The 22,891-nt window shown below is 63.9% G+C and carries 20 protein-coding genes and 1 tRNA gene; 16 read left to right on the top strand and 5 right to left on the bottom strand.

The features are described from left to right. The first annotated feature begins 106 nt into the window (after positions 1-106). Positions 107-183: transfer RNA gene (locus ACCQ08_RS14955), tRNA-Asp, on the top strand. A gap of 142 nt (positions 184-325) precedes the next feature. Here the strand turns inward: ACCQ08_RS14955 and ACCQ08_RS14950 are convergent. From ACCQ08_RS14950 to ACCQ08_RS14940, 3 genes are all read right to left on the bottom strand, one after another. Next, positions 326-1,084, bottom strand: coding sequence for a 3-hydroxyacyl-CoA dehydrogenase (locus ACCQ08_RS14950; RefSeq protein WP_239811683.1), 759 nt, complete (start codon positions 1,082-1,084; stop codon positions 326-328). Between the two features lie 106 nt (positions 1,085-1,190). Further along, positions 1,191-2,234 (bottom strand): extracellular solute-binding protein, encoded by a 1,044-nt coding sequence (locus ACCQ08_RS14945; RefSeq protein WP_373450240.1) that lies wholly within the window; start codon positions 2,232-2,234, stop codon positions 1,191-1,193. Positions 2,235-2,577: 343 nt separating this feature from the next. Further along, positions 2,578-3,135, bottom strand: coding sequence for a phasin family protein (locus ACCQ08_RS14940; RefSeq protein ID WP_239811685.1), 558 nt, complete (start codon positions 3,133-3,135; stop codon positions 2,578-2,580). 730 nt (positions 3,136-3,865) lie between these two features. Between ACCQ08_RS14940 and ACCQ08_RS14935 the strand changes: the two genes are divergently transcribed. The 13 genes from ACCQ08_RS14935 to ACCQ08_RS14875 all read left to right on the top strand — a co-directional run bounded on the left by ACCQ08_RS14935 (position 3,866) and on the right by ACCQ08_RS14875 (position 18,372). Beyond that, the gene (locus ACCQ08_RS14935; RefSeq protein WP_239811686.1) at positions 3,866-4,324 is read left to right on the top strand and encodes a thioesterase family protein; all 459 of its coding nucleotides are present in this window, start codon (positions 3,866-3,868) and stop codon (positions 4,322-4,324) included. Positions 4,325-4,501: 177 nt separating this feature from the next. After that, complete coding sequence (pncB, locus tag ACCQ08_RS14930; protein ID WP_239811687.1) at positions 4,502-5,755, top strand: nicotinate phosphoribosyltransferase; 1,254 nt, start codon at positions 4,502-4,504, stop codon at positions 5,753-5,755. Between the two features lie 127 nt (positions 5,756-5,882). Beyond that, a complete protein-coding gene (locus tag ACCQ08_RS14925) occupies positions 5,883-7,313 on the top strand; it encodes a sodium:proton antiporter (protein WP_373450239.1) in 1,431 nt (476 codons plus the stop codon). A gap of 18 nt (positions 7,314-7,331) precedes the next feature. Further along, positions 7,332-8,327, top strand: a complete 996-nt coding sequence (locus ACCQ08_RS14920) for a 2-hydroxyacid dehydrogenase (protein ID WP_373450238.1) — start codon at positions 7,332-7,334, stop codon at positions 8,325-8,327. A 179-nt stretch (positions 8,328-8,506) separates the two neighbouring features. Beyond that, positions 8,507-9,991, top strand: coding sequence for a DNA recombination protein RmuC (rmuC, locus tag ACCQ08_RS14915; protein ID WP_373450243.1), 1,485 nt, complete (start codon positions 8,507-8,509; stop codon positions 9,989-9,991). Positions 9,992-10,044: 53 nt separating this feature from the next. Beyond that, complete coding sequence (locus ACCQ08_RS14910; RefSeq protein ID WP_373450237.1) at positions 10,045-11,307, top strand: MFS transporter; 1,263 nt, start codon at positions 10,045-10,047, stop codon at positions 11,305-11,307. 72 nt (positions 11,308-11,379) lie between these two features. Continuing rightward, positions 11,380-11,733, top strand: a complete 354-nt coding sequence (locus ACCQ08_RS14905; protein ID WP_239811692.1) for a single-stranded DNA-binding protein — start codon at positions 11,380-11,382, stop codon at positions 11,731-11,733. Between the two features lie 42 nt (positions 11,734-11,775). Next, entirely contained in the window at positions 11,776-12,471 is a 696-nt protein-coding gene (gene tmk, locus ACCQ08_RS14900; RefSeq protein ID WP_239811693.1) for a dTMP kinase, read from the top strand. A 1-nt stretch (position 12,472) separates the two neighbouring features. After that, the gene (locus tag ACCQ08_RS14895; RefSeq protein ID WP_312462666.1) at positions 12,473-13,516 is read left to right on the top strand and encodes a DNA polymerase III subunit delta'; all 1,044 of its coding nucleotides are present in this window, start codon (positions 12,473-12,475) and stop codon (positions 13,514-13,516) included. A 96-nt stretch (positions 13,517-13,612) separates the two neighbouring features. Beyond that, a complete protein-coding gene (locus ACCQ08_RS14890; protein ID WP_239811695.1) occupies positions 13,613-13,987 on the top strand; it encodes a PilZ domain-containing protein in 375 nt (124 codons plus the stop codon). Between the two features lie 156 nt (positions 13,988-14,143). Further along, positions 14,144-14,950, top strand: a complete 807-nt coding sequence (locus ACCQ08_RS14885; RefSeq protein WP_373450236.1) for a TatD family hydrolase — start codon at positions 14,144-14,146, stop codon at positions 14,948-14,950. Next, entirely contained in the window at positions 14,947-15,753 is an 807-nt protein-coding gene (locus ACCQ08_RS14880) for an ankyrin repeat domain-containing protein (RefSeq protein WP_373450235.1), read from the top strand. The genes ACCQ08_RS14885 and ACCQ08_RS14880 overlap by 4 nt, the downstream gene beginning before the upstream one ends. A gap of 120 nt (positions 15,754-15,873) precedes the next feature. Next, on the top strand, positions 15,874-18,372 hold the full coding sequence (locus ACCQ08_RS14875; RefSeq protein WP_373450234.1) for a heavy metal translocating P-type ATPase: 2,499 nt from the start codon (positions 15,874-15,876) through the stop codon (positions 18,370-18,372). A gap of 70 nt (positions 18,373-18,442) precedes the next feature. Here ACCQ08_RS14875 and fabI read toward each other — a convergent pair whose 3' ends face one another. Further along, complete coding sequence (fabI, locus tag ACCQ08_RS14870) at positions 18,443-19,243, bottom strand: enoyl-ACP reductase FabI (RefSeq protein ID WP_239811699.1); 801 nt, start codon at positions 19,241-19,243, stop codon at positions 18,443-18,445. Between the two features lie 120 nt (positions 19,244-19,363). On the opposite strand from fabI, the gene ACCQ08_RS14865 reads away from it, so the two are divergent. Together ACCQ08_RS14865 and ACCQ08_RS14860 are read left to right on the top strand one after the other, a co-directional pair. Continuing rightward, complete coding sequence (locus ACCQ08_RS14865) at positions 19,364-21,202, top strand: extracellular solute-binding protein (protein ID WP_373450233.1); 1,839 nt, start codon at positions 19,364-19,366, stop codon at positions 21,200-21,202. A gap of 134 nt (positions 21,203-21,336) precedes the next feature. After that, positions 21,337-22,362 carry a microcin C ABC transporter permease YejB gene (locus tag ACCQ08_RS14860; protein ID WP_373450232.1) on the top strand — a complete coding sequence of 342 codons (1,026 nt, stop codon included), beginning with the start codon at positions 21,337-21,339 and terminating at the stop codon, positions 22,360-22,362. 52 nt (positions 22,363-22,414) lie between these two features. On the opposite strand, the gene ACCQ08_RS14855 is transcribed toward ACCQ08_RS14860, so the two are convergent. After that, entirely contained in the window at positions 22,415-22,888 is a 474-nt protein-coding gene (locus ACCQ08_RS14855) for a DUF2127 domain-containing protein (RefSeq protein WP_373450231.1), read from the bottom strand. Positions 22,889-22,891 lie beyond the last annotated feature (3 nt).

Below are 22,891 nucleotides of genomic sequence, written 5' to 3'. Positions count from 1 at the left end.
GGCCTAGGACATCACCCTTTCACGGTGAGTACCGGGGTTCGAATCCCCGTAGGGTCGCCAAGTTTGAAGCACTTGTAGCCATCATGGCTAGCATAGCTTTCTGCCAGGAGTGGTAGTTCAGTTGGTTAGAATACCGGCCTGTCACGCCGGGGGTCGCGGGTTCGAGTCCCGTCCACTCCGCCAGATTCCAAAAGCCTTCTTGTCCTGTGGCAAGAAGGCTTTTTTCATCGCTGCTGCTGCCCGTGTGCAGCGTGCAAGAAAAAGCCGATCGCCGGGTTGCCCCGCAGATCGGCTTTTTGCATCGCAAGGCCTGCGGGCCTTGGTATTACTTGGGTGCCAGGCGGATGGCGCCATCGAGGCGGATCACTTCGCCATTGAGCATATCGTTCTCGATGATGTGCTTGACCAGCTTGGCGTAGTCCTCAGGGGTACCCAGGCGGCTGGGGAAGGGCACGCCAGCGGCGAGCGCATCCTGCACCTCCTGGGGCATGCCAAAGAGCATGGGGGTGCCAAAGATGCCGGGGGCAATGGTCATGTTGCGGATGCCGCTGCGCGCCAGATCGCGGGCGATGGGCAAGGTCATGCCGACCACGCCGCCTTTGGAAGCCGCATAGGCCGCCTGGCCGATCTGGCCGTCATAGGCGGCCACGCTGGCCGTCGAGATCAGCACACCGCGCTCGCCAGTGAGCTCGGGCGCATTCTGGGCCATCGCTTCGGCGCAGAGGCGGATCATGTTGAAGCTGCCAATCAGGTTGACCGTGATGGTTTTGCTGAACAACTCCAACGAATGCGCGCCTTTTTTGCCGACGGTCTTTTCAGCCGGGGCAATGCCTGCGCAGTTGACCAGGCCAAACAGCTTGCCCAGCGATACCGCCTTGTCCACGACGGCCTGGGCCTGTTCGGCATTCGACACATCGCATTGCACAAATGCGCCGCCCAGCTGCTGGGCCAGCGCCTGGCCTTTGTCTGCCTGCATGTCGGCGATGACGACGGTGGCGCCTTCATTGGTGAGCATGCGGGCCGTGCCTTCTCCCAGGCCTGACGCGCCGCCTGTGACGATAAATACCTTCTTGGCGATTTGCATCGCTATGTCTCCCGGTTGTTGGATCGGTGCATCTTAGCCGAGCCCAGTGCGGTGAGCAGTCACAAAAAAAGCCCGCGAGCGGGCTTTTCGTGACAGCGTGCGCGGCTTACTGGAAGCCGGCGCGGTCCAGCATCTGCTGCACCTTGGCCATGTTGCTGCCCACAGCGCTGATCGGGATGGTCTCGCTCTTGAACGGCTTGTCCTGCGTCATCGCCTTCAGCGCCGGGTTGTCGGTCTGCACGTTCTTGGCTGCAGGCCACTCGTTGTTGCCGTTGGCGAAGTAGGTCTGGGCTTCCGGGCTGGCCAGGTACTCCAGGAACTTGACCGCGTTGTCCTTGTTCTTGCTGTACTTGGCGACTGCGCCACCAGCGATGTTCAGGTGGGTGCCCCAGCTGCTCTGGTTCGGGAACACGACGCTCACCTTGTTGGTGATCGCGACATCGTCGGGATTGCTCGAACGCATCAGGCGAGCGAAGTAGTAGCTGTTGGTGACGGCGATATCGCATTCACCAGCGGCAACGGCCTTGATCTGGTCGGTGTCACCGCCTTTGGGTGGGCGTGCCAGATTGTCCTTGACACCTTGCAGCCATTGCTGGGCCTTGGCCTCACCGATGTGTTCGGTGACGGCGCCAAACAGGCTCAGGTTGTAGGGGTGCGAGGCCGAGCGGATGCAGATCTTGCCCTTGTTCTTGGGGTCGGCCAGCTTTTCATAGCTGTCGACATCCTCGAGCTTGACCTTGTCCTTGTTGTAGGCGATCACACGGGCACGGGTCGACAGACCGAACCAGGTGATGCCGCCATCGGCTTCGGGCTGGGCGCGCAGGTTGGCAGGGATCACGTCCTCCAGCTTGGCCGAGCGGATCGGCAGGAACAGGTTGTCCTTCTCGCCGCGGTAGAGGCGGGCGGCGTCCACCATCAACACCACATCGGCAGGGGAGGCGGCACCTTCTGCCTTGAGGCGGGCCACAATGCCTGCGTCGTCCGAGTCCACACGGTTGATCTTGATGCCGGTCGCTTTTGTGAAGTTGTTATAGAGCGCCTCATCCGTCGCGTAGTGGCGGGCAGCGTACAAGTTGACCACTTCCTGGGCTTGTGCAGCAGCACCTGCCGTGATGGCGCAAGCCAGTGCAAGGATTTTGAAAGAATGCATAGGGCAAAACGTCTCTGTAAAGTTGGAGACGCGATCTTAATTGAAACAAGAATTGTTTCTATTTAATCCAGTGCAGGGTCTGTGCTTATTCAGCTGCCATTAAGTGATGCATTGTTCATGGCGCGCCAGCCGTGCTGGCCACCGGACAGACAAAAAAAAGCCCGGCAAGGCCGGGCTTTAAAAGGATCCAAGAAACCAGGTTTCGAAAAGATCCAAGGAGACAACTGGGTGCACCGACCATGTCAGTGCGATCTATGTATTCTAGGGTTTACCCTTGGCTTTGTCCAGGGGCTGGCCCTTTGCCAGGCTAAGTTGTGGGTATTGGGCCACAACCAGCGTCCGTTCAGCGGCGCTTGGCGGTCGCTGCGCTGACGGTACCAGCAGCCTTGACGGCGTTGTTGGTGATCGTGTTGAAGTTGGTCTCGGCCACTTCACCGGCTTGCTTCACGGCCTTTTGCACGGAGTCGTAGGCGTTGTTGGCAGCGGCAACAGCGGTCTTCATCACGGCAACGGCACTTTCGGAACCGGCTGGTGCGTTCTTGGCAGCAGTGTCGACAAAGTCATTGAACTTCGACTGGGCTTCCACGGCCTTGTTTTCGAACGCCTTGCTGAACTCCAGGCTGGTGGCAGCGGCGATTTCATACAGATGGCGGCTGTAGGCAGCAGTTTTTTCGGCCATCGGTTGCAGCAGACCGCTTTGCACGCTCAGCAGATCCTGGGCGCTCTTGGCATCGAGCACGGCCGAGGTGTTGGCCGAGACATCGGACAGCGCAGCGCGGGTAGCGGCCACATTCAGTTCCACCAGCTTTTCCACGCCTTCAAAGGCCTTGTTGGTCAGGCCCAGCAGGGTTTCCAGATTCGCCTTGTGTGCAGCCAGGATTTGGTCAGGGGTCAATGCCATGTTCATACTCCGTCTCGTTAGAAGTGGTGAAAATACCGGTCCGGACACCCATTGTGTACCGGAGGCTTGTGCATTGCTTTGAATTGCTGCACTGCACAATGACTCTATTGTTGGGCATCTGCGGGTGTTTTGCAAGCCTTTTTTTGTGCAGTGCAGCAAAAAATCTTTTGTTTTGATTTCAATCATTTACCTTTTGTTTAATTAGTTGATGGGGTAACGAATTAATCGCCTGGCAATCGGCTCAAACCTGCTTGTTCTGACGTTGTAGCCGCCGTATGTGACAGCACGATGGCAGCGTCTGTGCTGGTCTGTCTCCGACAGTGCCGCGCTGCGGTGACGGCGGGTTCGGGCACTCGAAGAACGTGTTTACGATCTCCTAGCGCCGCGACAGCGGTTTTGCGGGATGGGAGGCGTGGGGGGCGCCCAGCCGCGCAACACCGCAGCAATAGTCGCACTATTGCGGGGATTTGCAACGACGCAGACCGCCCCTAGTCGGGCACCCCTGCCCGGGCGGCCCTAGCCGGGCGCCCCTAGTCGGGCACCCGCAAAACCCCTGTCCCTACGGGTTGGAGTGAAATGGGGCGATTTCTGCGCGCTGGCCCTTGCTTGCACCCTGGTGCAAGCTGCGGACCTGCCCTTCGAACTCATCCCGATTGCACTCCAACGCGGCCGCGTAGAGATCGCAAACACGTTCTACAATGCCTGCGAACTTCGTGACCAGGATGGCCAGATGTCTTCTTCGCAGCAGCACGCCGAGCGTCCCCAGCCGCAGCCCCGGTCGGCCTATGCCGAGTTTGTGCGCATAACCACCCGTTGGGCGGATAACGATGCCTATGGGCATGTCAACAACGTCGTTTATTACAGCTGGTTCGACACGGCCGTGAACCGCTTGCTGATCGACAATGGGCTGCTCGATCTGGAAAAGAGCACCAGCATCGGCCTGGTGGTGGAGACCCAATGCCACTATTTTGCGCCAGTGTCCTATCCGCAGGATGTCGATGTTGGCGTGCGTGTCGCGCATCTGGGTAAAAGCAGTGTGCGTTATGAGCTGGCGATTTTTGTGGCCGGTGCATCGCAAAGCGCCGCTTGCGGGCATTTTGTCCATGTCTATGTGGACCGCAGCAGCCGGCGCCCGGTTGCGCTGCCAGACGCCACGCGCTTGGCGCTCGACAGACTGCGCCTGCGATAAGCCTCCGCGGGGATGCCTTGCCCTGCCTCACAGCAGGGCGGCGGTCAATCGCCTACACTTGCCGCTGTTGCGACCTTATGAAATAGGCGCTGGGTTGTGGATACGAGACACGGCGTCTGCCTGTAGCAGCCACATAGGCCGCTGCACGTGTTGGCGCGCAACCCTGTGCTGCCAACCATGATTATCCAAAGTCTGCTGGACACCGACCTGTACAAGTTCACGATGATGCAGGTGGTGCTGCACCAGTTTCCGGGAGCCCAGGTGGAATACAAGTTCCGCTGCCGCAACCCCGGCGTGCAACTGGCGCCGTATGTGGACGAGATTCGCGCCGAAATCCAGCATCTGTGCAGCCTGCGCTTTGCCGATGACGAATTGGCCTATCTGCAGTCGCTGCGCTTCATCAAAAGCGATTTCATCGATTTTCTGCGGCTCTACCAGCTCAAGGAAAAATACATCAGCGTGATGCCGCTGCCCAGCGGTGAGATCGATATCACGATCACCGGCCCCTGGCTGCACACCGTGCTGTTCGAGATCCCGGTGCTGGCCATCGTCAATGAGGTTTACTTTCGCAACACCCAGCCTGAGCCCGATTGGGCGGAGGGGCGCAGGCGCCTGGCGGGCAAGATCGAGGCCATGCGTGGGCAGGGCCTGGAGGCGCTCAAGATCGCCGACTATGGCACGCGCCGGCGTTTCAGCCATCGCTGGCAGCGCGAGGTGCTGGGCAGCCTGGTGGGTGGCCTGGGCGTGGCCACACATCCAGCGATGCCGGGCGAGCGCCGGGGCCAGCTGGCCGGCACCAGCAACACCTTGTTTGCCAAACAACTGGGCCTGACCCCGTTGGGCACGATGGCCCATGAATACCTGCAGGCCTGCCAGGCGCTGGGCCCGCGCCTGCGCGAAAGCCAGATCTATGGCTTTGACATGTGGGCCAAGGAATACCGGGGCGATCTGGGCATTGCGCTGTCCGATGTCTATGGCATGGATGCCTTCCTGCGCGATTTCGACCTGTACTTCTGCAAGCTCTTCGACGGCGCGCGGCATGACAGCGGCGACCCGTTCAGCTGGGGTGAGCGGCTGATTGCCCATTACAAGCTGCACAAGGTCGATCCGCTGAGCAAGATCTTGATCTTCAGCGATGCGCTGACGATACCGCGCACCATTGCGCTGTTCGAACGCTTCCAGGGGCGCTGCCAGCTGGCCTTCGGTGTGGGCACCAACCTGACCAATGACCTCGGCTACGAGCCGCTGCAGATCGTCATCAAGATGACCCGCTGCAATGGCCAGCCGGTCGCCAAGATATCGGACACGCCCGGCAAGAGCATGTGCGACGACGAAAAATACCTGGCCTATCTGCGCCAGGTGTTCAACCTGCCCCCCAGCCAGCACATGCCGCCGCAAGGGGTGGCACCAGCCCCCGCACGTGCGGGTTAATCGGGAGGGCGGCTGTCACCCGCAGCCGGTCCTGGCGCATGGCCGCTGACTAAAATCACCGGCTGCACCCGTCTGCCAGGCGCGCACGGCTGCATGGGGGAATAAGCACAAACACAAGGAGCAGCTTATGGCGCAGGTGGGGCAGCGGTATGGGGCGTGGGGCAGGGCGGCCGTGGGGGCTGCGGTGCTGGTACCGGGCTGGGCCAGTGCGGCCACGATCAATGGGGCTGATCTTTCTGTTTTATGGGGCATCCCTTTTGCCGGCATTCTGCTGTCGATTGCGCTGATGCCGCTGTTTTTGCCCCACTTCTGGCACCACCATTTTGGCAAGGTCGCCGCTTTTTGGGCGCTGGCCTTTTTGCTGCCGTTTGCTGCCGTCTTCGGACCGGGGTTGGCCGCTGGCAGCCTGGCCCATGCGCTGGTGGCTGAATACATTCCCTTTGTCATTTTGCTCACCGCCTTGTTCACGGTCTCGGGCGGCATCTACATCCGTGGCAACCTGCATGGCTCACCGGGCTTGAACACTGCCATCCTGGCCATTGGGGCGGTGCTGGCCAGCTTCATGGGCACCACCGGGGCGTCGATGCTGCTGATCCGGCCGCTGATCCGCGCCAACGATGCCCGCCGCAGTTGCGCGCATGTGGTCGTGTTCTTCATCTTCATCGTCTCCAACGCCGGTGGCTCGCTCACGCCGCTGGGCGATCCGCCGCTGTTCCTGGGGTTTTTGAAGGGCGTCGATTTCTTCTGGACCGTGCGCCACATCTTTGCCGAGACCCTGTTCCTGGTCGGTGCGCTGCTGGTGATCTTCTACCTGCTGGACCGCTACATGCTGCGCTTTGATGCGCAAAAGCCCCGCACCGATCCGACGCCCGACACCCACAGCCTGGGCTTTGAGGGCAAGATCAATTTTGTACTGCTGGGCGCCGTGGTGGCCCTGGTGCTGCTCAGCGGCTTCTGGAAGTCCGACCTGCAGTGGGACATTGCCGGTGTAGCCGTTGGTCTGCCATCCATCGTGCGTGATCTGGGTCTGATTGCGGTGGCCGTGCTGTCCTTCAAGCTCACCCCTGCGTCTGCGCATGCCGCCAACCAGTTCGACTGGGGCCCGATGCAGGAAGTGGCCAAGCTGTTCGCCGGCATTTTTCTGACCATCATCCCCGTCATTGCAATGCTGCAGGCTGGTGCCAACGGGCCATTTGGTGCGGTGGTGCGTGCGGTGACCCGGCCCGATGGCTCGCCGGACCCGGCGATGTACTTCTGGGCCGCCGGCCTGCTCAGCAGCTTTTTGGACAATGCGCCCACCTATTTGGTGTTCTTCAATACCGCCGGGGGCGATCCCCAGGTGCTGATGACCTCGATGGCAACCACGTTGGCCGCCATCTCGGCCGGTGCTGTTTTCATGGGTGCGAACACCTATATCGGCAACGCACCCAATATGATGGTCAAGGCCATTGCCGAAAGCCGCGGCGTGCGCATGCCCAGCTTTTTTGGCTACATGGCCTGGTCCTGCGCCATTCTTGTGCCGCTGTTTGTCGTGATGACTTTTATCTGGTTCCGCTGAATCCCGAGGAAACTGCCGATGTCCCGCCCGAAAATTCTGATTGCCCGCGCCATCTCCCCTGAAGTGGTCACTGTGCTGGAGCAGCACTTCGAGGTCCAGTCCAACCAGGACGATGTCGCCTGGTCGCCCACCGAGCTGGCCGAGCGCCTGCAGGGCATCGATGGCGTGCTGACCACCGGCTCGCAGCGCATCGATGCGGCTTTGCTGGCCGCCTGCCCGCAGTTGCAGATCTGCGCCAACATGGCCGTGGGCTACAACAACTTCGATGTGGCCGCGATGACGGCAGCTGGCGTGCAGGGCACGAATGCGCCCGATGTGCTGACCGAGACCACGGCCGATTTTGGCTTTGCGTTGATGATGGCGACTGCCCGCCGCATCACCGAAAGCGAGCATTTTCTGCGCGCCGGACAGTGGAAGGACTGGCGCTATGACCTGTTGGCCGGTGCCGAGGTACATGGCAGCACCCTGGGCATTCTGGGCATGGGCCGCATCGGCCAGGCCATTGCGCGGCGTGGTGCCCATGGCTTTGGCATGCAGGTGGTCTACCACAACCGCTCGCGCCTGAGCCCCGAGCTGGAGGCCGATTGCAAGGCCCGCTATGTGAGCAAGCAGGAGCTGCTCAGCACCGCCGACCACCTGGTGCTGGTGCTGCCCTACACCCCAGAGGCCCACCACACGATCGGTGCGGCCGAGATCGCCAGCATGAAGCCCACGGCGACGCTGACCAATATTGCGCGCGGCGGCATTGTGGACGACGCGGCGCTGGCCAAGGCCCTGGCCAACAAGACCATTGCTGCCGCCGGCCTGGATGTGTTCGAGGGCGAGCCTGCGGTGCACCCGGATTTGCTGGCACTGTCCAATGTGGTGCTGACCCCGCATATCGCCAGCGCCACGATGGGCACGCGCCGGGCCATGGCCCAGCTGGCGGCCGACAACCTGATCGCCTACCTGGGCGGCCAGGCGCCGGTCACGCCCGTCAACCACCTGGAGCACAGCCGCCGCAGCGCTGCCTGAACGCAAAATATTTCAATAAACATGGCTGTTTGTGCCCACCAGGCGGGTGCAAGCAGCTATTATTTTTGAAGTCTTCTCAAACACGGGGAACGCTTGTGAATCTGGATCTGGATCGGTCGCTGCTCAGCCTGGTGCTGCTGACCTTGGTGTTGTTGGCGGTGCTGGCCAATCTGCTGGTCATGCTGCTGCGCCGGCCCAAGGCCGATCTGGGTGAGGTCTGGCTGCAGCAGCAGGAGCGCCAGGCCCGGGACCAGCAGCAGACGGTGCAGGCGCTGGCACGCAGCGAAGGGGCGCTCAGCCACCTGTCGCAGCACCTGACTTTGCAGCTGCGCGAGCTGAACCAGGGCAGCCAGGACGTGATGGGCGAGTTCCGCGAATCGCTGGAGGCGCGCATGGCGCAAAGCCTGGCCGAATCCCGCCTGGGGCGCCAGGAACTGGCCCAGGCACTGGCCGGGTTCGAGGCCCAGCTGGCGCAGCGCCTGGCCCACCTCGATGCCGCCGTCAACCAGCGCCTGTCGGTGCTCGATACCTCGCTGACCCAGCGCGTCGATGCACTCACCCGGGCCAACCACCACAGCCTGACCACGCTCAAGACCGATGTGCAGTCGCACCTGAGCGGCATGCAGGATGGGGTGGGGCGCCAGCTGGCGCAGCTGCTGCAGGCCAACCAGCAGCAGGCCGAGCAGCTGCGCGGTACGCTCAATGAGCGGCTGGCCAGCATCCAGAGCGACAACGCCAGCAAGCTCGAAGAGATGCGCAAAACGGTGGACGAAAAACTGCATGCCACCTTGGAGCAGCGCCTGGGTGAATCCTTCAAGCTGGTCAGCGACCGGCTGGAGCAGGTGCACAAGGGCCTGGGCGAGATGCAGACCCTGGCCGGCAGCGTGGGCGACCTCAAGCGCGTGATGACCAATGTGAAATCGCGCGGCACCTGGGGCGAGCTGCAGCTGGGCATGATCATCGACAACGTGCTGACCGCCCAGCAGTACGCCAGGAACGTCAAGACCGTGCCGGGCAGCGACGAGATGGTGGAGTTCGCGATCCGCCTGCCGGGCCACAGCGACGACAGGCCGGTGTGGCTGCCCATCGATTCCAAGTACCCGGTGGAGCACTACCAGCGGCTGATGGATGCGCAGGAGAGCATGGACAAGGCAGCGATCCAGTCGGCCAGCATCGGTTTTGAAAACTCGATCCGCCTGGAGGCCAAGAAGATCTACAGCAAGTACGTCTCGCCGCCCAACACCACCGATTTTGCGGTGCTCTACCTGCCCACCGAGGGCCTGTTTGCCGAGGTGATGCGCCGGCCCGGCCTGGTCGAGGCGGTGCAAAACGATTGCCGGGTCATGGTCTCGGGGCCCGCCAACCTGGCAGCGATGCTCAACAGCCTGCAAATGGGCTTCAAGACGCTGGCCATCGAAAAGCGCAGCTCCGAGGTCTGGGCGGTGCTGGGCCAGGTCAAGACCGAGTTCAACAAGTTTGGCGAGGTGGTCGAGGCCACGCGCAAGTCGCTGGACCAGGCAGCCAAGAAGTTCGAGCAGGTCGATGTGCGCACCCGCGCGATCAAAAAGCGCCTCTCGCATGTGCATGAGACGCCTGCAGCCGGCGAGTTGGGCCCTCTGACCTCGGATACGGACGAAGGCGACAGCGCGGCAAGCCTTTCTTAGCCGACAATGCAGGCCAAGCAAGCGCCAAGTGCCCAAGGTGCTGAAGGGAACGCGTGAATCGCGAGTTGATACGGCTGATCATCGGCCAGTTTTTCGTCCATACCTGTATGACAGGCACGCGTTTGGCAGCCCCGCTGCTGGCCCTGCGCGATGGCCACACCCCCGGCGCCGTGGGGTTCTTGCTCAGTCTGTTTGCGCTGACCCAGGTGTTTCTGGCGCTGCCGGCAGGCCGCTACGCCGACCGGCATGGCTTCATGAAGCCGATGCTCGCGGCGATTGCGCTGGCCTTTGCCGGCACCGCCATCGGTGTGGCCTTTCCCCGCTTTGAAGTCCTGTGCCTGTCGGCGCTGCTGACCGGCGCGGGTTGCGGCATCTCCATTATTGCGCTGCAGCGCCACGCCGGCCGCGTCGCGCATGAGGCCAGCGAATTGCGCCAGATCTTCAGCTGGCTGTCATTGGGCCCGGCGATTGCCAATTTTCTGGGCCCGATGGTGACGGGCCTGATCATCGACCACTCCACCGGCCAGGCGGGCAACAACCTGTCCTACCGCATCGCGTTTGCGGTGCTGGCGCTGTTCTCGGCGGTCGCCTGGTGGTGCGTGCGCAGCGCGCAGGAGATGGAGCCGGCGCCGCCCAAGAGCGATGGCCAGCCGCACCATGCCTGGGATTTGCTGCGCGAGCAGTCCTTCCGGCGCCTGCTGATCGTCAACTGGCTGGTCGCCTCCTGCTGGGATGTACACACCTTTGTCGTGCCGTTGCTGGGCCATGACCGGGGGCTGTCGGCCTCCGAGATCGGCGCCGTGCTCGGCGTGTTCGCGCTGGCGGCCTTTGTGATCCGGGTGCTGCTGCCTGCCATCTCGCGCCATCTGCGTGAGATGACGGTGGTGATGGCCGCGATGGTGCTGACCGCCGCCATCTTCGCGGTCTATCCACTGATGCCCAATGCCTGGGCGATGGCCTTTTGTTCGGCCTTGCTGGGCATCGGCCTGGGCAGCGTGCAGCCGATGGCCATGAGCATGCTGCACCAGATCACTCCGGAAGAGCGCCATGGCGAGGCGGTGGGCTTGCGGCTGATGCTGATCAACGGCTCCAGCGTCTGCATGCCGCTGATGTTCGGTGCGGCGGGGGCGGCCATCGGTGTCGGCGGGGTCTTCTGGGTGATGGGCGCGCTGGTAGGTGCGGGCTCGCGCATGGCCTGGGTGCTGGGGAAAACGCCGCTGCCGACTTTCAAGGTCATCGACAGCAGTCCTGCTGCGGGGCCCGCCGCCCATGCGCTGGGCGAGAAGCCGGTGGCTATGCCGCCACGCGAGCCCTGATCGGCGGGCCCGACTTGCATTTGGCTCTGGCCCGAGCGGCTAAACTGCAGGGCTTGAATGGGGGATGCAAGCATGATGGATGGATTGGTTTCCGGGCGCATACTGGGCCAGCCGGTCGAGCGCACCAGTAAAACCGGCAAGCCCTACGCGCTGGCCAAGGTGCGTGCCAATGCCGGTGCAGGCGATGGCGAGATGCTGATTGTCAACGTCATCGCTTTCGACGATGCCCCGGTCGCCGCATTGCTGGGCCTGGGCGATGGCGACAGCATCTGCCTGTCGGGCAGCCTGACGCCCAAGGTCTGGGTGGACCGCGATGGCGTCGCCCGTCCCAGTGTCGATATGGTGGCCCACCAGGTGCTGACCGCCTACGCGGTGGCGCGCAAGCGCGGTGTGGCGGGCGACACGGACCTGGATCCTGCGGGCTGATCCCGTCCGGATGGCTGGCTGGCACGTACAATCTGCCGCAGCATGACTCCATCTTCTCCCGTATCTTCCCCAGCTGCCTCGCGCGGTCTGTTCATCAGCTTTGAAGGCATTGACGGCGCTGGCAAATCCTCGCATATCCAGGGCCTGCACGACGCCTTTTTGGCCGCCGGCCGCCGGGTGGTGAGCACGCGGGAGCCCGGGGGCACGCCGCTGGCCGAGAAGCTGCGCGCGCTGTTCCTGCAGGAGCCCATGGATGCCCTGACCGAGGCCTTGCTGGTATTTGCCGGCCGGCGCGACCACCTGCAGCAGGTGATTGAGCCCGCGCTGGCCCGTGGCGACGTGGTGTTGTGCGACCGCTTTACCGATGCCACCTTTGCCTACCAGGGCGCAGGGCGTGGCTTTGACCTGCAGGTGCTGTCGGTGCTGGAGCACATGGTGCAGGCCCGGCCTGAGCTGGGCGAGGGCGCACTGCGCCAGCCCGACCTGACGATATGGTTTGACCTGCCCACCGAGGTGGCCGCCGAGCGCCTGGCAGGCGCGCGTGCCCCGGACCGTTTTGAGGCCGAACCCCAGCAGTTTTTTGCCCGCGTGGCCGCCGGTTATGCCGAGCGCGCGCTGGCGCAACCCGGCAGGTTTGCACGCATCGATTCGCACCAGCCCAAGCCGGCGGTGTGGCAGGCGGTGCGCCAGGCCGTCGAGGCCCGGGGCTGGCTGAGCGCCAGCCGGGAGGAGGGCTGAGATGGCCACCGCCAAGAACACCGCTGCGGCTGAGGCTGTCTCCGCCGCCCCCGCTCCTCTGGCACCTTGGATCGCCCAGCAGCGCGACCTGCTGCTGGCCCAGCGCGGCCATGCCTGGTTGCTGCAAGGCCCCTCGGGTCTGGGCCAGTTTTCGCTTGCAATGGCCATGGTACGTGCCTGGCTCTGCGATGCGCCGACGCCGCAAGGGGCCTGCGGCCACTGCGCCAGCTGCCATGCCATTGATGTGCATGCCCATACCGACCTGTGTGTGCTGATGCCCGAGACCGAGATGCTGGCGCTGGGCTGGCCGTTGCCGGAAAAAGCCCAGGCGGACATTGACGACAAGAAGCGCAAGCCCAGCCAGGAAATCCGGGTGGATGCCATGCGCGATGCGGTGGAATTCACCCAGCGCACCTCCGGCCGGGGCAAGGGCAAGGCGGTCCTGGTGTACCCGGCAGAAAAGATGAATGCCGTCACCGCCAACGCGCTGCTCAAAACCTTGGAAGAGCCGCCAGGCGATGCCCGCTTTGTGCTGGCGACCGAGGCTGCGCACCAGCTGCTGCCGACGATACGCAGCCGCTGTCTGGCGCACACCATGCAGTGGCCTGATACGGCGTCGGCGCGCAACTGGCTGGTCGCGCAGGATGTGCCGGCCGACCAGGTCGATGCGCTGCTGCAGGCTGCGGGTGGCCGCCCTGATGATGCACTGGCACAGATGGAGGCCGGCCGCTCGCCCCAGGTCTGGAAGAAGCTGCCCAAGGACCTGGCCAATGGCCAGCCCGGCGCGCTGTCCAGCCTGTCCGCGCCGGAGGTGGTCGATGCCTTGCAAAAGCTCTGCCATGATTTGCTGATGCTGCGTGTGGGGGCTACGCCACGGTTTTTTGAGGCGGCTGATCTTCCGGCCCCTCCGACACTGGCCGTATTGGCGCGCTGGAGCAAGGCGTTGACGCAGTCGATGCGCACGGCGTCACACCCTTTCAACCAGGGGCTGATGCTGGAGGCACTGGTGGCGCAGGCGGCCAGCGTGCTGCAGTCCCGCCGCTGAGCGGGGCCCGCCAGCGGTGTAACAGCGCCGCTTTCTGTCCGCTCTTTGCGCTGGCATAGGGGATGAGCTTGCAAAATTTGGTTATCCTTGCAATCTATGAACAGTCCCACTCCCGCAACAGGCACAGCCAGCGCGCGCCCCAGTGTGCTGCAACTGGCCATCAAGGAAAAAGCCGCGCTGTACGCCGCCTACATCCCCTTGTTCAAGGAAGGCGGCATCTTCGTACCGACGCCCAAGGACTATGCGCTGGGCGATGATGTCTACCTGTTGCTGACCTTGCCGCAGGACCCGCAGCGCTACCCCATTGCCGGCAAGGTCGGCTGGGTGACCCCGGCAGGCGCCAGCGGCAACCGCACCCAGGGCATCGGGGTACGCTTTCCCAAGGACCCCAAAACCGACGAATTGCGTTACAAGATTGAACAGATCTTGGGCACCGCCTTGCAGGCCGACCGCGCGACGCAGACGATCTAAGCACGCAGCTTCGACCCTGTCCCACCCGCATTTCTTAGCCGGGCTGACAGGGTTTTACGGTGGCAGCCACCGGCCACGGGGCCGGAGCGCGGACAATGGCAGCAGTTGTTTGTATTTGGACTGCGGCGCTCCGTTCGTCTGCAGCGTTGACGATTGATGTTCACCGACTCCCACTGCCACCTCAATTTTCCCGAGCTCGCCCAGGACCTGCCGGCCATCCGTGCCAAGATGGACGAGGCCCGGGTGACCCGCGCGCTGTGCATCAGCTGCACGATGGAAGAGTTTCCCGACGTGCATGCGCTGGCGATGCGCTATGACAACTTCTGGTGCAGCGTGGGTGTGCACCCCGATACCGAAGGGCTGGCCGAGCCCAGCGTGCAGGACCTGGTCGAGCGCGCGGCGTTGCCCCGGGTGGTGGCGATTGGGGAGACCGGCCTGGATTACTACGGCATGGAAGACCGCAAGGGTGGCCGCACGATTGCCGATCTGGAGTGGCAGCGTGAGCGCTTTCGCACCCATATCCGTGCGGCCCAGCAGGTGCGCAAGCCTTTGGTGATCCACACCCGCAGCGCTTCGGACGACACCTTGCGTCTGCTGCGTGAAGAGGGCGAAACCGGTGGCGCTGATGCTGCAGGGGGCGTGTTCCACTGCTTCACCGAGAGCATGGAGGTGGCGCGCGCAGCGCTGGATCTGGGCTTCTATATCTCGTTCTCCGGCATCATCACCTTCAAGAAGGCCCAGGATCTGCGCGACGTCGCGGCCTTTGTGCCGGAGGACCGCCTGCTGATCGAGACCGACAGCCCTTATCTGGCCCCGGTTCCGTTTCGCGGCAAGACCAATATCCCTGCCTACGTGCCCCATGTGGCCGCGCAGATTGCCGAGGTGCGCGGCATCAGCGTGGAAGCGGTGGCCGAGGCCACCAACCGCAATTTCGACCGATTGTTCAGCGGAGTGCTGTCATGAAGCCCAAGTCTCGTTCCCTGTCTGCGCTGCGTGCGGCCTGTGCCGCAGCCTTGTCGCTCGCCTGCGCGGTCGCGCAAGCGGGCTCCTACGACGATTTCTTCACCCGCATCATCCGCGACGATGCCAAGGGCATCGAGGCGCTGGTGCAGCGCGGCTTTGACCCCAACACCGTGAGCGAGAAGGGCGAGACGGGGCTGACCCAGGCGTTCAAGCTCGATTCCTACCGCGCAGCCAAGGGCATGATTGCGCTGCCGGCAACCAACGTGAACCTGGCCAATGCCAAGGGCGAAACACCGCTGATGATGGCCGCCATCAAGGGCCAGGTCGATCTGGCCAAGGCCTTGATTGCCCGGGGTGCCGATGTGAACCGCGAGGGCTGGACGCCGCTGCACTATGCCGTATCGGCTCCCAGTGAAGACGGCTCCGACCTGCAGATGGTGGCGCTGCTGCTGGAGCACCATGCCTATATCGATGCCGCATCACCCAATGGCACCACGCCGTTGATGATGGCGGCGCAGTATGGCACGCGCAGCGCCGTGCAACTGCTGATCAAGGAGGGGGCCGACCCCAAGCTGAAAAACCAGCAAGGTCTGACCGCCAGCGACTTTGCCACCCGTGCCGACCGCTCGGAAGTGGTGACCTGGCTGACCCAGGCCGGCGCCGCTGCACCAGGCTCGGGTGCGCGCGCAGGCGCAGCAGCGGCGGGCAGCCAGGCCGCGCCCCAGCCGCAGCCTGGCGGCTATGTGCCGCAAAAGCCCGCGTTCCCGCAGGAAGGCCGGCGCAAGATCCAGAGCAACTGGTAAGGGGGCGGGCGGCGCTGCCCGCGCTGCCCCCGCTGCGTTTGCACCCGCTGTTGGCAGGGGCTTGACATTCACACCATGGCAATCTTTAAAGTGGCTGCCATGGATAGAAAGACAACCGCCATGACTGCCCCCACCATCTCCTCTGCTACCCCACTGCTGCAACTGCCGATCGAGGGCATGACCTGCGCCTCCTGCGTCGGCCGTGTCGAGCGTGCGCTCCAGGCCGTACCTGGCGTGCTGAGCGCCCATGTCAACCTGGCCACCGAGCAGGCCAGCCTGCAACTGGGCGACCAGGCCCCCGCCGCCCAACTGCTGGAACAGGCCGTGGCAGCGGTGCACAAAGCGGGCTACAAGGTGCCTGCGCATGCGCTGGAGCTGGAGATCGAGGGCATGACCTGTGCTTCGTGCGTGGGCCGCGTCGAGCGGGCGTTGAAGGCTGTGTCCGGCGTGCAGACCGCAGCCGTGAACCTGGCCACCGAGCGCGCGATGGTGCAGCTGACGGCGGGCGTGCAGGCTGAGCAACTGCTGGCCGCCGTGGCCAAGGCCGGCTATACCGCCCGCAGCCTGCCGCAGGTGGCAGACGCTGGCGGGGCAGCCGATGCCCATGATGCGCAAACCCAGCGCCAGCAGCAGGCACAGCAAGGCCTGTGGCGTGATCTGTGGATCGCAGCCCTGCTGGCTGCGCCGGTATTTGTGTTGGAAATGGGCGGCCATATGCTGCCGGGCTTCCACCACTGGGTGAGCCAATGGCTGCCGCAGCAGAGCAACTGGCTGCTGCAATGGGTGCTCACCAGCCTGGTGCTGGCAGGGCCGGGCCGCCGCTTTTACCGCCTGGGGCTGCCCGCGCTCGTGCGCGCTGCGCCGGATATGAATTCGCTGGTGGCGGTGGGAACCTTGTCGGCCTACCTCTACTCGCTGGTGGCCACCTTTGCGCCTGGCGTCCTGCCGGCCGGCACCGTGCATGTCTATTTCGAGGCGGCAGCGGTGATCGTGGTGCTGATTCTGCTGGGCCGCTGGATGGAGGCGCGCGCCAAAGGCAACACCTCGGCGGCGATCAAGCGCCTGGTGCAGCTGCAAGCCAAGACGGCCTGGGTGCTGCGTGATGGCGATTGGCAGTCACTGGCCATTGACGCGGTGCAGCCCGGGGACACGGTGCAGGTGCGTCCTGGCGAGCGCATTCCGGTCGATGGCCGGGTGACCGGGGGCGAGAGCTATGTCGATGAATCGATGATCAGCGGCGAGCCCGTGCCGGTGCACAAGACCCATGGCGCCCAGGTGGTGGGCGGCACCATCAACCAAAAGGGCGCGTTGACGCTGGAGGCCACCGAGGTGGGTGGCAACACCGTGCTGGCGCAGATCATCCGCATGGTCGAGCAGGCCCAGGGCGGCAAGCTGCCGATCCAGGCGGTGGTGGACAAGGTGACCATGTGGTTTGTGCCCGCCGTGATGGCCGCCGCCTTGCTGACCTTTGTGCTCTGGCTGCTGCTGGGCCCGTCGCCGGCGCTGAGTCTGGCTCTCGTCAATGCGGTGGCCGTGCTGATCATTGCCTGCCCCTGTGCAATGGGCCTGGCCACGCCGACCTCGATCATGGTGGCCACCGGCCGCGCCGCCCAACTGGGCGTGCTGTTCCGCAAGGGCGAAGCCTTGCAGCTGCTGAAAGACGCCCGGGTGGTGGCTGTCGACAAGACCGGCACCCTGACCGAAGGCCGGCCCGCGCTGACCGACCTGGTGCTGGCCCCCGGCTTTGAGCGCGCCGCCGTGCTGGCGGCAGTGGCAGCCGTCGAGAGCCAGTCCGAGCACCCGATTGCGCAGGCCATTGTGCAGGCCGCGCAGGCTGAAGGCCTGCAACTGCCACCGCTGTCCGGCTTTGAATCGGTGACCGGATTTGGCGTGCGTGCCCAAGTGGGTAGCGCGCGGGTGGAAGTCGGCGCAGACCGCATGATGCAGCAGCTGGGCGCCGGTGTGGCGGTGTTTGCCGACGAGGCGGCCCGCCTGGGCGCCGAAGGCAAGACGCCGTTGTATGCGGCCATCGATGGCCAGTTGGCGGCCATGATTGCCGTGGCCGACCCGATCAAGCCGACGACACGGGCCGCCATTGAGGGCCTGCATGCGATGGGGCTGAAGGTGGCGATGATCACCGGCGACAACCGCCGCACCGGCGAGGCGATTGCCCAGCAGCTGGGCATTGACGAGGTGGTGGCCGAGGTGTTGCCCGATGGCAAGGTCGAGGCCGTCAAACGCCTGCGGACCGCACATGGTGCGCTGGCCTATGTGGGCGATGGCATCAACGATGCGCCCGCGCTGGCCGAGGCCGATGTGGGTATTGCCGTGGGCTCGGGCACCGATATCGCGATCGAGTCGGCCGATGTGGTGCTGATGGGCGGCGACCTGCGCGGCGTCGTGACCGCCATCGGGCTCTCGCGCGCCGCCATGCGCAATATCCACCAGAACCTGTTCTGGGCCTTTGCCTACAACGTGGCGCTGATCCCGGTCGCCGCAGGCCTGCTGTACCCGATCAATGGCACCCTGCTGTCGCCGGTGTTTGCCGCGGGGGCGATGGCGCTGTCGAGTGTGTTTGTGCTGGCCAATGCGTTGCGGCTGCGCCGTTTTAGCGTCTAGACAATGCGGCTGGACATGAAAAAGCCCTGCAGGCTCCCAGCCTGCAGGGCTTTTGTTCAAGCGGAAGGGCTTAGACCTGGTCGGCCGACAGGCCTGCCGTCTGGCTGAAGCCTCCGTCCACATAGGTGATCTCGGCAGTCACGCCCGAGGCCAGATCGCTCAGCAGGAAGGCGGCGACATTGCCCACATCTTCGATGGTCACGTTGCGGCGCAGCGGGGAGGCATCAGCCACACGGCCCAGCAGCTTGCCGAAGTCCTTGATGCCCGAAGCGGCCAAGGTCTTGATCGGGCCGGCGGAGATGCCGTTGGCGCGGATCGCGCGGCCGTCTTCGGTGCGGCCCACGGCCTCGGCCAGGTAGCGCACGGAGGCTTCGAGCGACGCCTTGGCCAGGCCCATGGTGTTGTAGTTCGGGATGGAGCGCAGGGCACCCAGGTAGGACAGGGTCAGCAGCGACGACTTGTCGTTCAGGTAGGGCAGGGCGGCCTTGGCCAGCGCCGGGAAGCTGTAGGCGCTGATGTCATGCGCAATGCGGAAGCCTTCGCGCGACAGGCCCTCCAGGAAGTTGCCGGCAATCGCTTCGCGCGGTGCAAAGCCGATCGAGTGCACAAAGCCGTCGAACTTGCCCCAGGTGCCCGCCAGGTCGGCAAACATCTTCTCGATCTGGGCGTCATCGGCCACATCGCAGTCGAACACCAGCGTGGAGTCGAACTCGGCAGCGAATTCGCTGATACGGTCCTTGAAGCGTTCACCCACGTAGCTGAAAGCCAGCTCGGCGCCTTGCTGGTGGCAGGCCTTGGCGATGCCGTAAGCGATGGAGCGGTTGGACAGCACGCCCGTGATCAGCAGTTTCTTGCCGGTCAGAAATCCCATTGTTCTTCTCCTGATGAGTTCCAGGCCATGAGGCATGGCCAAAAAAGACCTGGCACCGGGGCAGAGCGTTTCTCGGGGGTAAACGCTTGCACAGGTGGCCAGCTAGGGCAGAATTGTCGCATGCGATTCTGCCTTCCGCTGATTTTGTGGGCTGCTGCGGCAGCACCTGCCTGGGCCAACCATGCCTACGCCCTCTGGGGCGAGCCGCGCTACGGGGCGGATTTCAAGCATTTTGCCTATGCCAATCCTGATGCGCCCAAGGGCGGAGAGTTGCGGCTGGTCAGCGCGTTGCGCTACTCCACGTTTGACAAGTACAACCCCTTCACGATCAAAGGTTCGCCCCCGGCCTATCTGACCGAGATGCTGTTTGACAGCCTGCTGATCGCCAGCCTGGACGAGACGACGACCGGCTACGGGCTGCTGGCCGAGGACATCGATGTGGCAGCCGATGGCCTGTCCGCCACGTTCAAGATGCGCAAGGCGGCGCGCTTTCACGACGGCAAACCGGTGCTGGCGCAGGACGTGAAGCACAGCTACGAGGCGCTGATCAGCCAGTACACTGCGCCCGGCTACAAGACCTTGCTGGCCGATGTGGAAGGCTGCGATGTCATCGATGACCGCACGGTGCGCTTTCGCTTCAAGAAGCCCAACCGCGATCTGCCGCTGACCGTGGGCAGCCTGCCGGTCTTCAGCCGCGACTGGGGCCTGGGCGCCGATGGCAAGCCCAAGCGCTTTGACCAGATCGTGACCGATATGCCGATCGGCAGCGGCCCCTACAAGATCGGCCCGGTGGTGTTTGGCCGGGACATCACCTATGTGCGCGACCCCGGCTACTGGGCCAAGGACCTGCCGGTGCGCGTGGGCAGCGCCAATTTTGACCGGATCACGATCAAGATCTACAAGGACAACACCGCCAAGCTGGAGGCGCTCAAGGCCGGTGAATTCGATGTGATGCGCTTTTTCAGCGCCGGTGACTGGGCGCGGCGCCTGTATGGCAAGCGCTTTGACCGGGGTGAGCTGCGCAAGGGGGAATTTGCCAACAAGCTGCCGTCCGGTTTTCAGAGCTATTTTCTGAACCTGCGCCGCCCGGTGCTGCAGGATGTGCGCGTGCGCGAGGCGCTGGGCCTGGCCTTTGACTACGAGTGGATGCAACGCCAGCTGTTCTACGGTGCCTACGAGCGCGTGCATGGCCTGTTTGGCAATACCGTGTGTGAGACCCACGGCAGCCCGAGCGACGCCGAGCTGGCCCTGCTCAAGCCTTTTGAGAAGGACCTGCCCGCCGGCACCTTGGGCCCGATACAAAGCCCACCACGTACCGACCAGGGCAGCAGCCTGCGCGACAACCTGCGCAAGGCGCAGGCGCTGTTGGCCGAAGCCGGCTGGAAGGTGGACGCCAACGGCGTGCTGCGCAATGCCAACGGCGAGGCGCTGGAGCTGGAGTTTCTGGACAGCAACGAAGGCGGCTTGCGCACCGTATCGACCTGGATGCGCAATCTGGAAAAGCTCGGCATCAAGCTGCGGCTGCGGGTGGCCGATTATGCGCTCTACCAGCAGCGGGTCGACAAGTTCGACTATGACCTGATATCGGTCAACATCCCGGGCACCAATATCCCAGGCCAGGAATATGCCGAACTGTTCGGCAGCGCGGCGGCGGACCAGGAAAGCTCGGGCAACTTCATTGGCCTTAAAAGCCCGGCCGTCGACGCGATGATTGCCAAGATGGCCAGCGCCAAGAGCGAGCAGGAGCTGCTGCCTGCCTGCCATGCGCTGGAGCGCATCATCGTGGCGGGCCACTACCTCATCCCGCAGTGGTATGCGGCGAGCCACCGGGTGGTGTATGACGCCTGGCGCCTGGTGGAGCCGCCGCAGGTGCCCGCCTATGTGCCGGGCGAGACCTGGGTGATGTACTACTGGTGGGCGCGCATGCCGCCGATCACTGCTGACACGGCCAAGCCATGAGCCGGTCTGAGGCAGGGCCCAGCCGTTATATGATCCCTCTCACCGCCCCGGCGCGCCTGCCGCGCTGCCCAGGCCTTTTCTGCCACAGTGCCACGGCGCTTGCCCGCCCGTGCTGACATTGGAGCCCGCACCGCATGTTTGCCTACATCCTCAAACGTCTGCTGCTGATGATTCCCACGTTGTTCGGGGTCCTGCTGCTGACCTTTGTGGTGATCCAGTTCGTGCCGGGCGGCCCGGTCGAGCAGTACCTGGCGGAGGCCAAGGCCGGTAACCGGGGGGCTGAAGGCGCAAGCATGGGCTACCGGGGCGCGCAGGGCATTGACCCCAAACGGCTCGAAGAAATCAAGGCCTTGTACGGCTTCGACAAGCCGCCCGTCGAGCGCTTTGTGCAGATGCTGGGCCAGTTCGCGCGCTTTGATCTGGGCAACAGCTTTTTCCAGAACAAGAGCGTCTGGCAGCTGATCAAGGACAAGCTGCCGGTCTCCATCAGCCTGGGGCTGTGGACCTTTTTCATCAGCTACCTGATTGCGGTGCCGCTGGGCATTGCCAAGGCGGTGCGCGCGGGCAGCCGTTTCGACATGGTCACCACGGTGATCGTGCTGGTGGGCTATGCGATACCCGGTTTTGTGCTGGGCGTGGCGCTGCTGGTGATCTTTGGCGGTCAACTGCAGTGGTTTCCGCTGCGCGGCCTCACCTCATCGGGCTGGGAAGAGATGGGCTGGGCCGCCAGGCTGGTGGACTATCTCTGGCACATCACCTTGCCGGTGACCGCCATGGTGGCTGGCAGCTTTGCGGTGACGGCCATGCTCACGAAGAACGCCTTTCTTGAAGAAATCCGCAAGCAGTATGTGATCACCGCCAAGGCCAAGGGCCTGAGCGAGCGCCAGGTGCTGTGGCGCCATGTGTTCCGCAATGCCTTGCTGCCCATTGTCACCGGCTTTCCGGCGGCCTTCATCGGGGCTTTCTTCACCGGTTCGCTGTTGATCGAAACCTTGTTCTCGCTCGATGGTCTGGGCCTGCTCAGCTACGAGAGTGTGCTGCGGCGCGACTACCCGGTGGTGCTGGGCACCCTGTACCTGTTTACCTTGATCGGTCTGCTCACCAAGCTGGTGAGCGACCTGTGCTATGTCTGGGTGGATCCGCGTGTCAAGTTTGACTGAGGCGCGCATGCCCGCATTGGCCCACCCGACAGCAGCGGGATACTGTGGTGCTTCAGTGCTTGCGCCGCAGGTACAGGCGCCGCAGCAGCACGGCCACCACCACGATGTTGAGCAGCAGCACCACCGCCCCTTGCCAGTGGCGGTGCGCCAGCAGGTGCTGTATTTCCAAGGGAATGTACAGCCCCGAGGACAGCGCGCCCAGCCATTCGCCCCAGGCCTTGTCATGCCACAGGCCCCAGGCCTCCAGCCAGCGCAGCGCGATATAGGCCGCGCCCAGCAGCACCAGCGTATGGATGGAGGTGGCATTGACCTTGTCCACCCAGCCGATCAGTACGGCCGGGTAGCGGGCGTTGGGCGAGAGGCCGAAGTGCCCGATCAGCTCCAGCGCCAGACGGTGCAGATCGTGGTGCAGCAGGCTCAGCAGCCCCAACAGGCCCAGCAGCGCGGCAAGGCCTTTGAGCGCTTCAAAAATGGCAATGCTTTTGAGCGCGGTGCGCAAGGCTGGGGGGCTGGTGCTGGCTGGCATGGC

Origin of the sequence: Comamonas sp. SY3, from assembly GCF_041730275.1 — a bacterium.
GTDB lineage: Bacteria > Pseudomonadota > Gammaproteobacteria > Burkholderiales > Burkholderiaceae_C > Comamonas > Comamonas sediminis.
The sequence above is the reverse complement of the archived record's forward strand: the minus strand, read 5'-3'. Positions and strand labels throughout refer to the sequence as shown.

Coding starts and splice junctions, on each gene's coding strand:
- ACCQ08_RS14920 (WP_373450238.1), top strand. CDS start 7,332: ATGTCCCGCCCGAAAATTCTGATTGCCCGCGCCATCTCCCCTGAAGTG.
- ACCQ08_RS14940 (WP_239811685.1), bottom strand. CDS start 3,135: ATGGCATTGACCCCTGACCAAATCCTGGCTGCACACAAGGCGAATCTG.
- ACCQ08_RS14880 (WP_373450235.1), top strand. CDS start 14,947: ATGAAGCCCAAGTCTCGTTCCCTGTCTGCGCTGCGTGCGGCCTGTGCC.
- ACCQ08_RS14945 (WP_373450240.1), bottom strand. CDS start 2,234: ATGCATTCTTTCAAAATCCTTGCACTGGCTTGCGCCATCACGGCAGGT.
- ACCQ08_RS14865 (WP_373450233.1), top strand. CDS start 19,364: ATGCGATTCTGCCTTCCGCTGATTTTGTGGGCTGCTGCGGCAGCACCT.
- ACCQ08_RS14860 (WP_373450232.1), top strand. CDS start 21,337: ATGTTTGCCTACATCCTCAAACGTCTGCTGCTGATGATTCCCACGTTG.
- ACCQ08_RS14885 (WP_373450236.1), top strand. CDS start 14,144: ATGTTCACCGACTCCCACTGCCACCTCAATTTTCCCGAGCTCGCCCAG.
- ACCQ08_RS14905 (WP_239811692.1), top strand. CDS start 11,380: ATGATGGATGGATTGGTTTCCGGGCGCATACTGGGCCAGCCGGTCGAG.
- ACCQ08_RS14895 (WP_312462666.1), top strand. CDS start 12,473: ATGGCCACCGCCAAGAACACCGCTGCGGCTGAGGCTGTCTCCGCCGCC.
- ACCQ08_RS14950 (WP_239811683.1), bottom strand. CDS start 1,084: ATGCAAATCGCCAAGAAGGTATTTATCGTCACAGGCGGCGCGTCAGGC.
- rmuC (WP_373450243.1), top strand. CDS start 8,507: ATGCTGCTGCGCCGGCCCAAGGCCGATCTGGGTGAGGTCTGGCTGCAG.
- ACCQ08_RS14935 (WP_239811686.1), top strand. CDS start 3,866: ATGTCTTCTTCGCAGCAGCACGCCGAGCGTCCCCAGCCGCAGCCCCGG.
- ACCQ08_RS14875 (WP_373450234.1), top strand. CDS start 15,874: ATGACTGCCCCCACCATCTCCTCTGCTACCCCACTGCTGCAACTGCCG.
- tmk (WP_239811693.1), top strand. CDS start 11,776: ATGACTCCATCTTCTCCCGTATCTTCCCCAGCTGCCTCGCGCGGTCTG.
- pncB (WP_239811687.1), top strand. CDS start 4,502: ATGATTATCCAAAGTCTGCTGGACACCGACCTGTACAAGTTCACGATG.
- ACCQ08_RS14925 (WP_373450239.1), top strand. CDS start 5,883: ATGGCGCAGGTGGGGCAGCGGTATGGGGCGTGGGGCAGGGCGGCCGTG.
- ACCQ08_RS14855 (WP_373450231.1), bottom strand. CDS start 22,888: ATGCCAGCCAGCACCAGCCCCCCAGCCTTGCGCACCGCGCTCAAAAGC.
- ACCQ08_RS14890 (WP_239811695.1), top strand. CDS start 13,613: ATGAACAGTCCCACTCCCGCAACAGGCACAGCCAGCGCGCGCCCCAGT.
- fabI (WP_239811699.1), bottom strand. CDS start 19,243: ATGGGATTTCTGACCGGCAAGAAACTGCTGATCACGGGCGTGCTGTCC.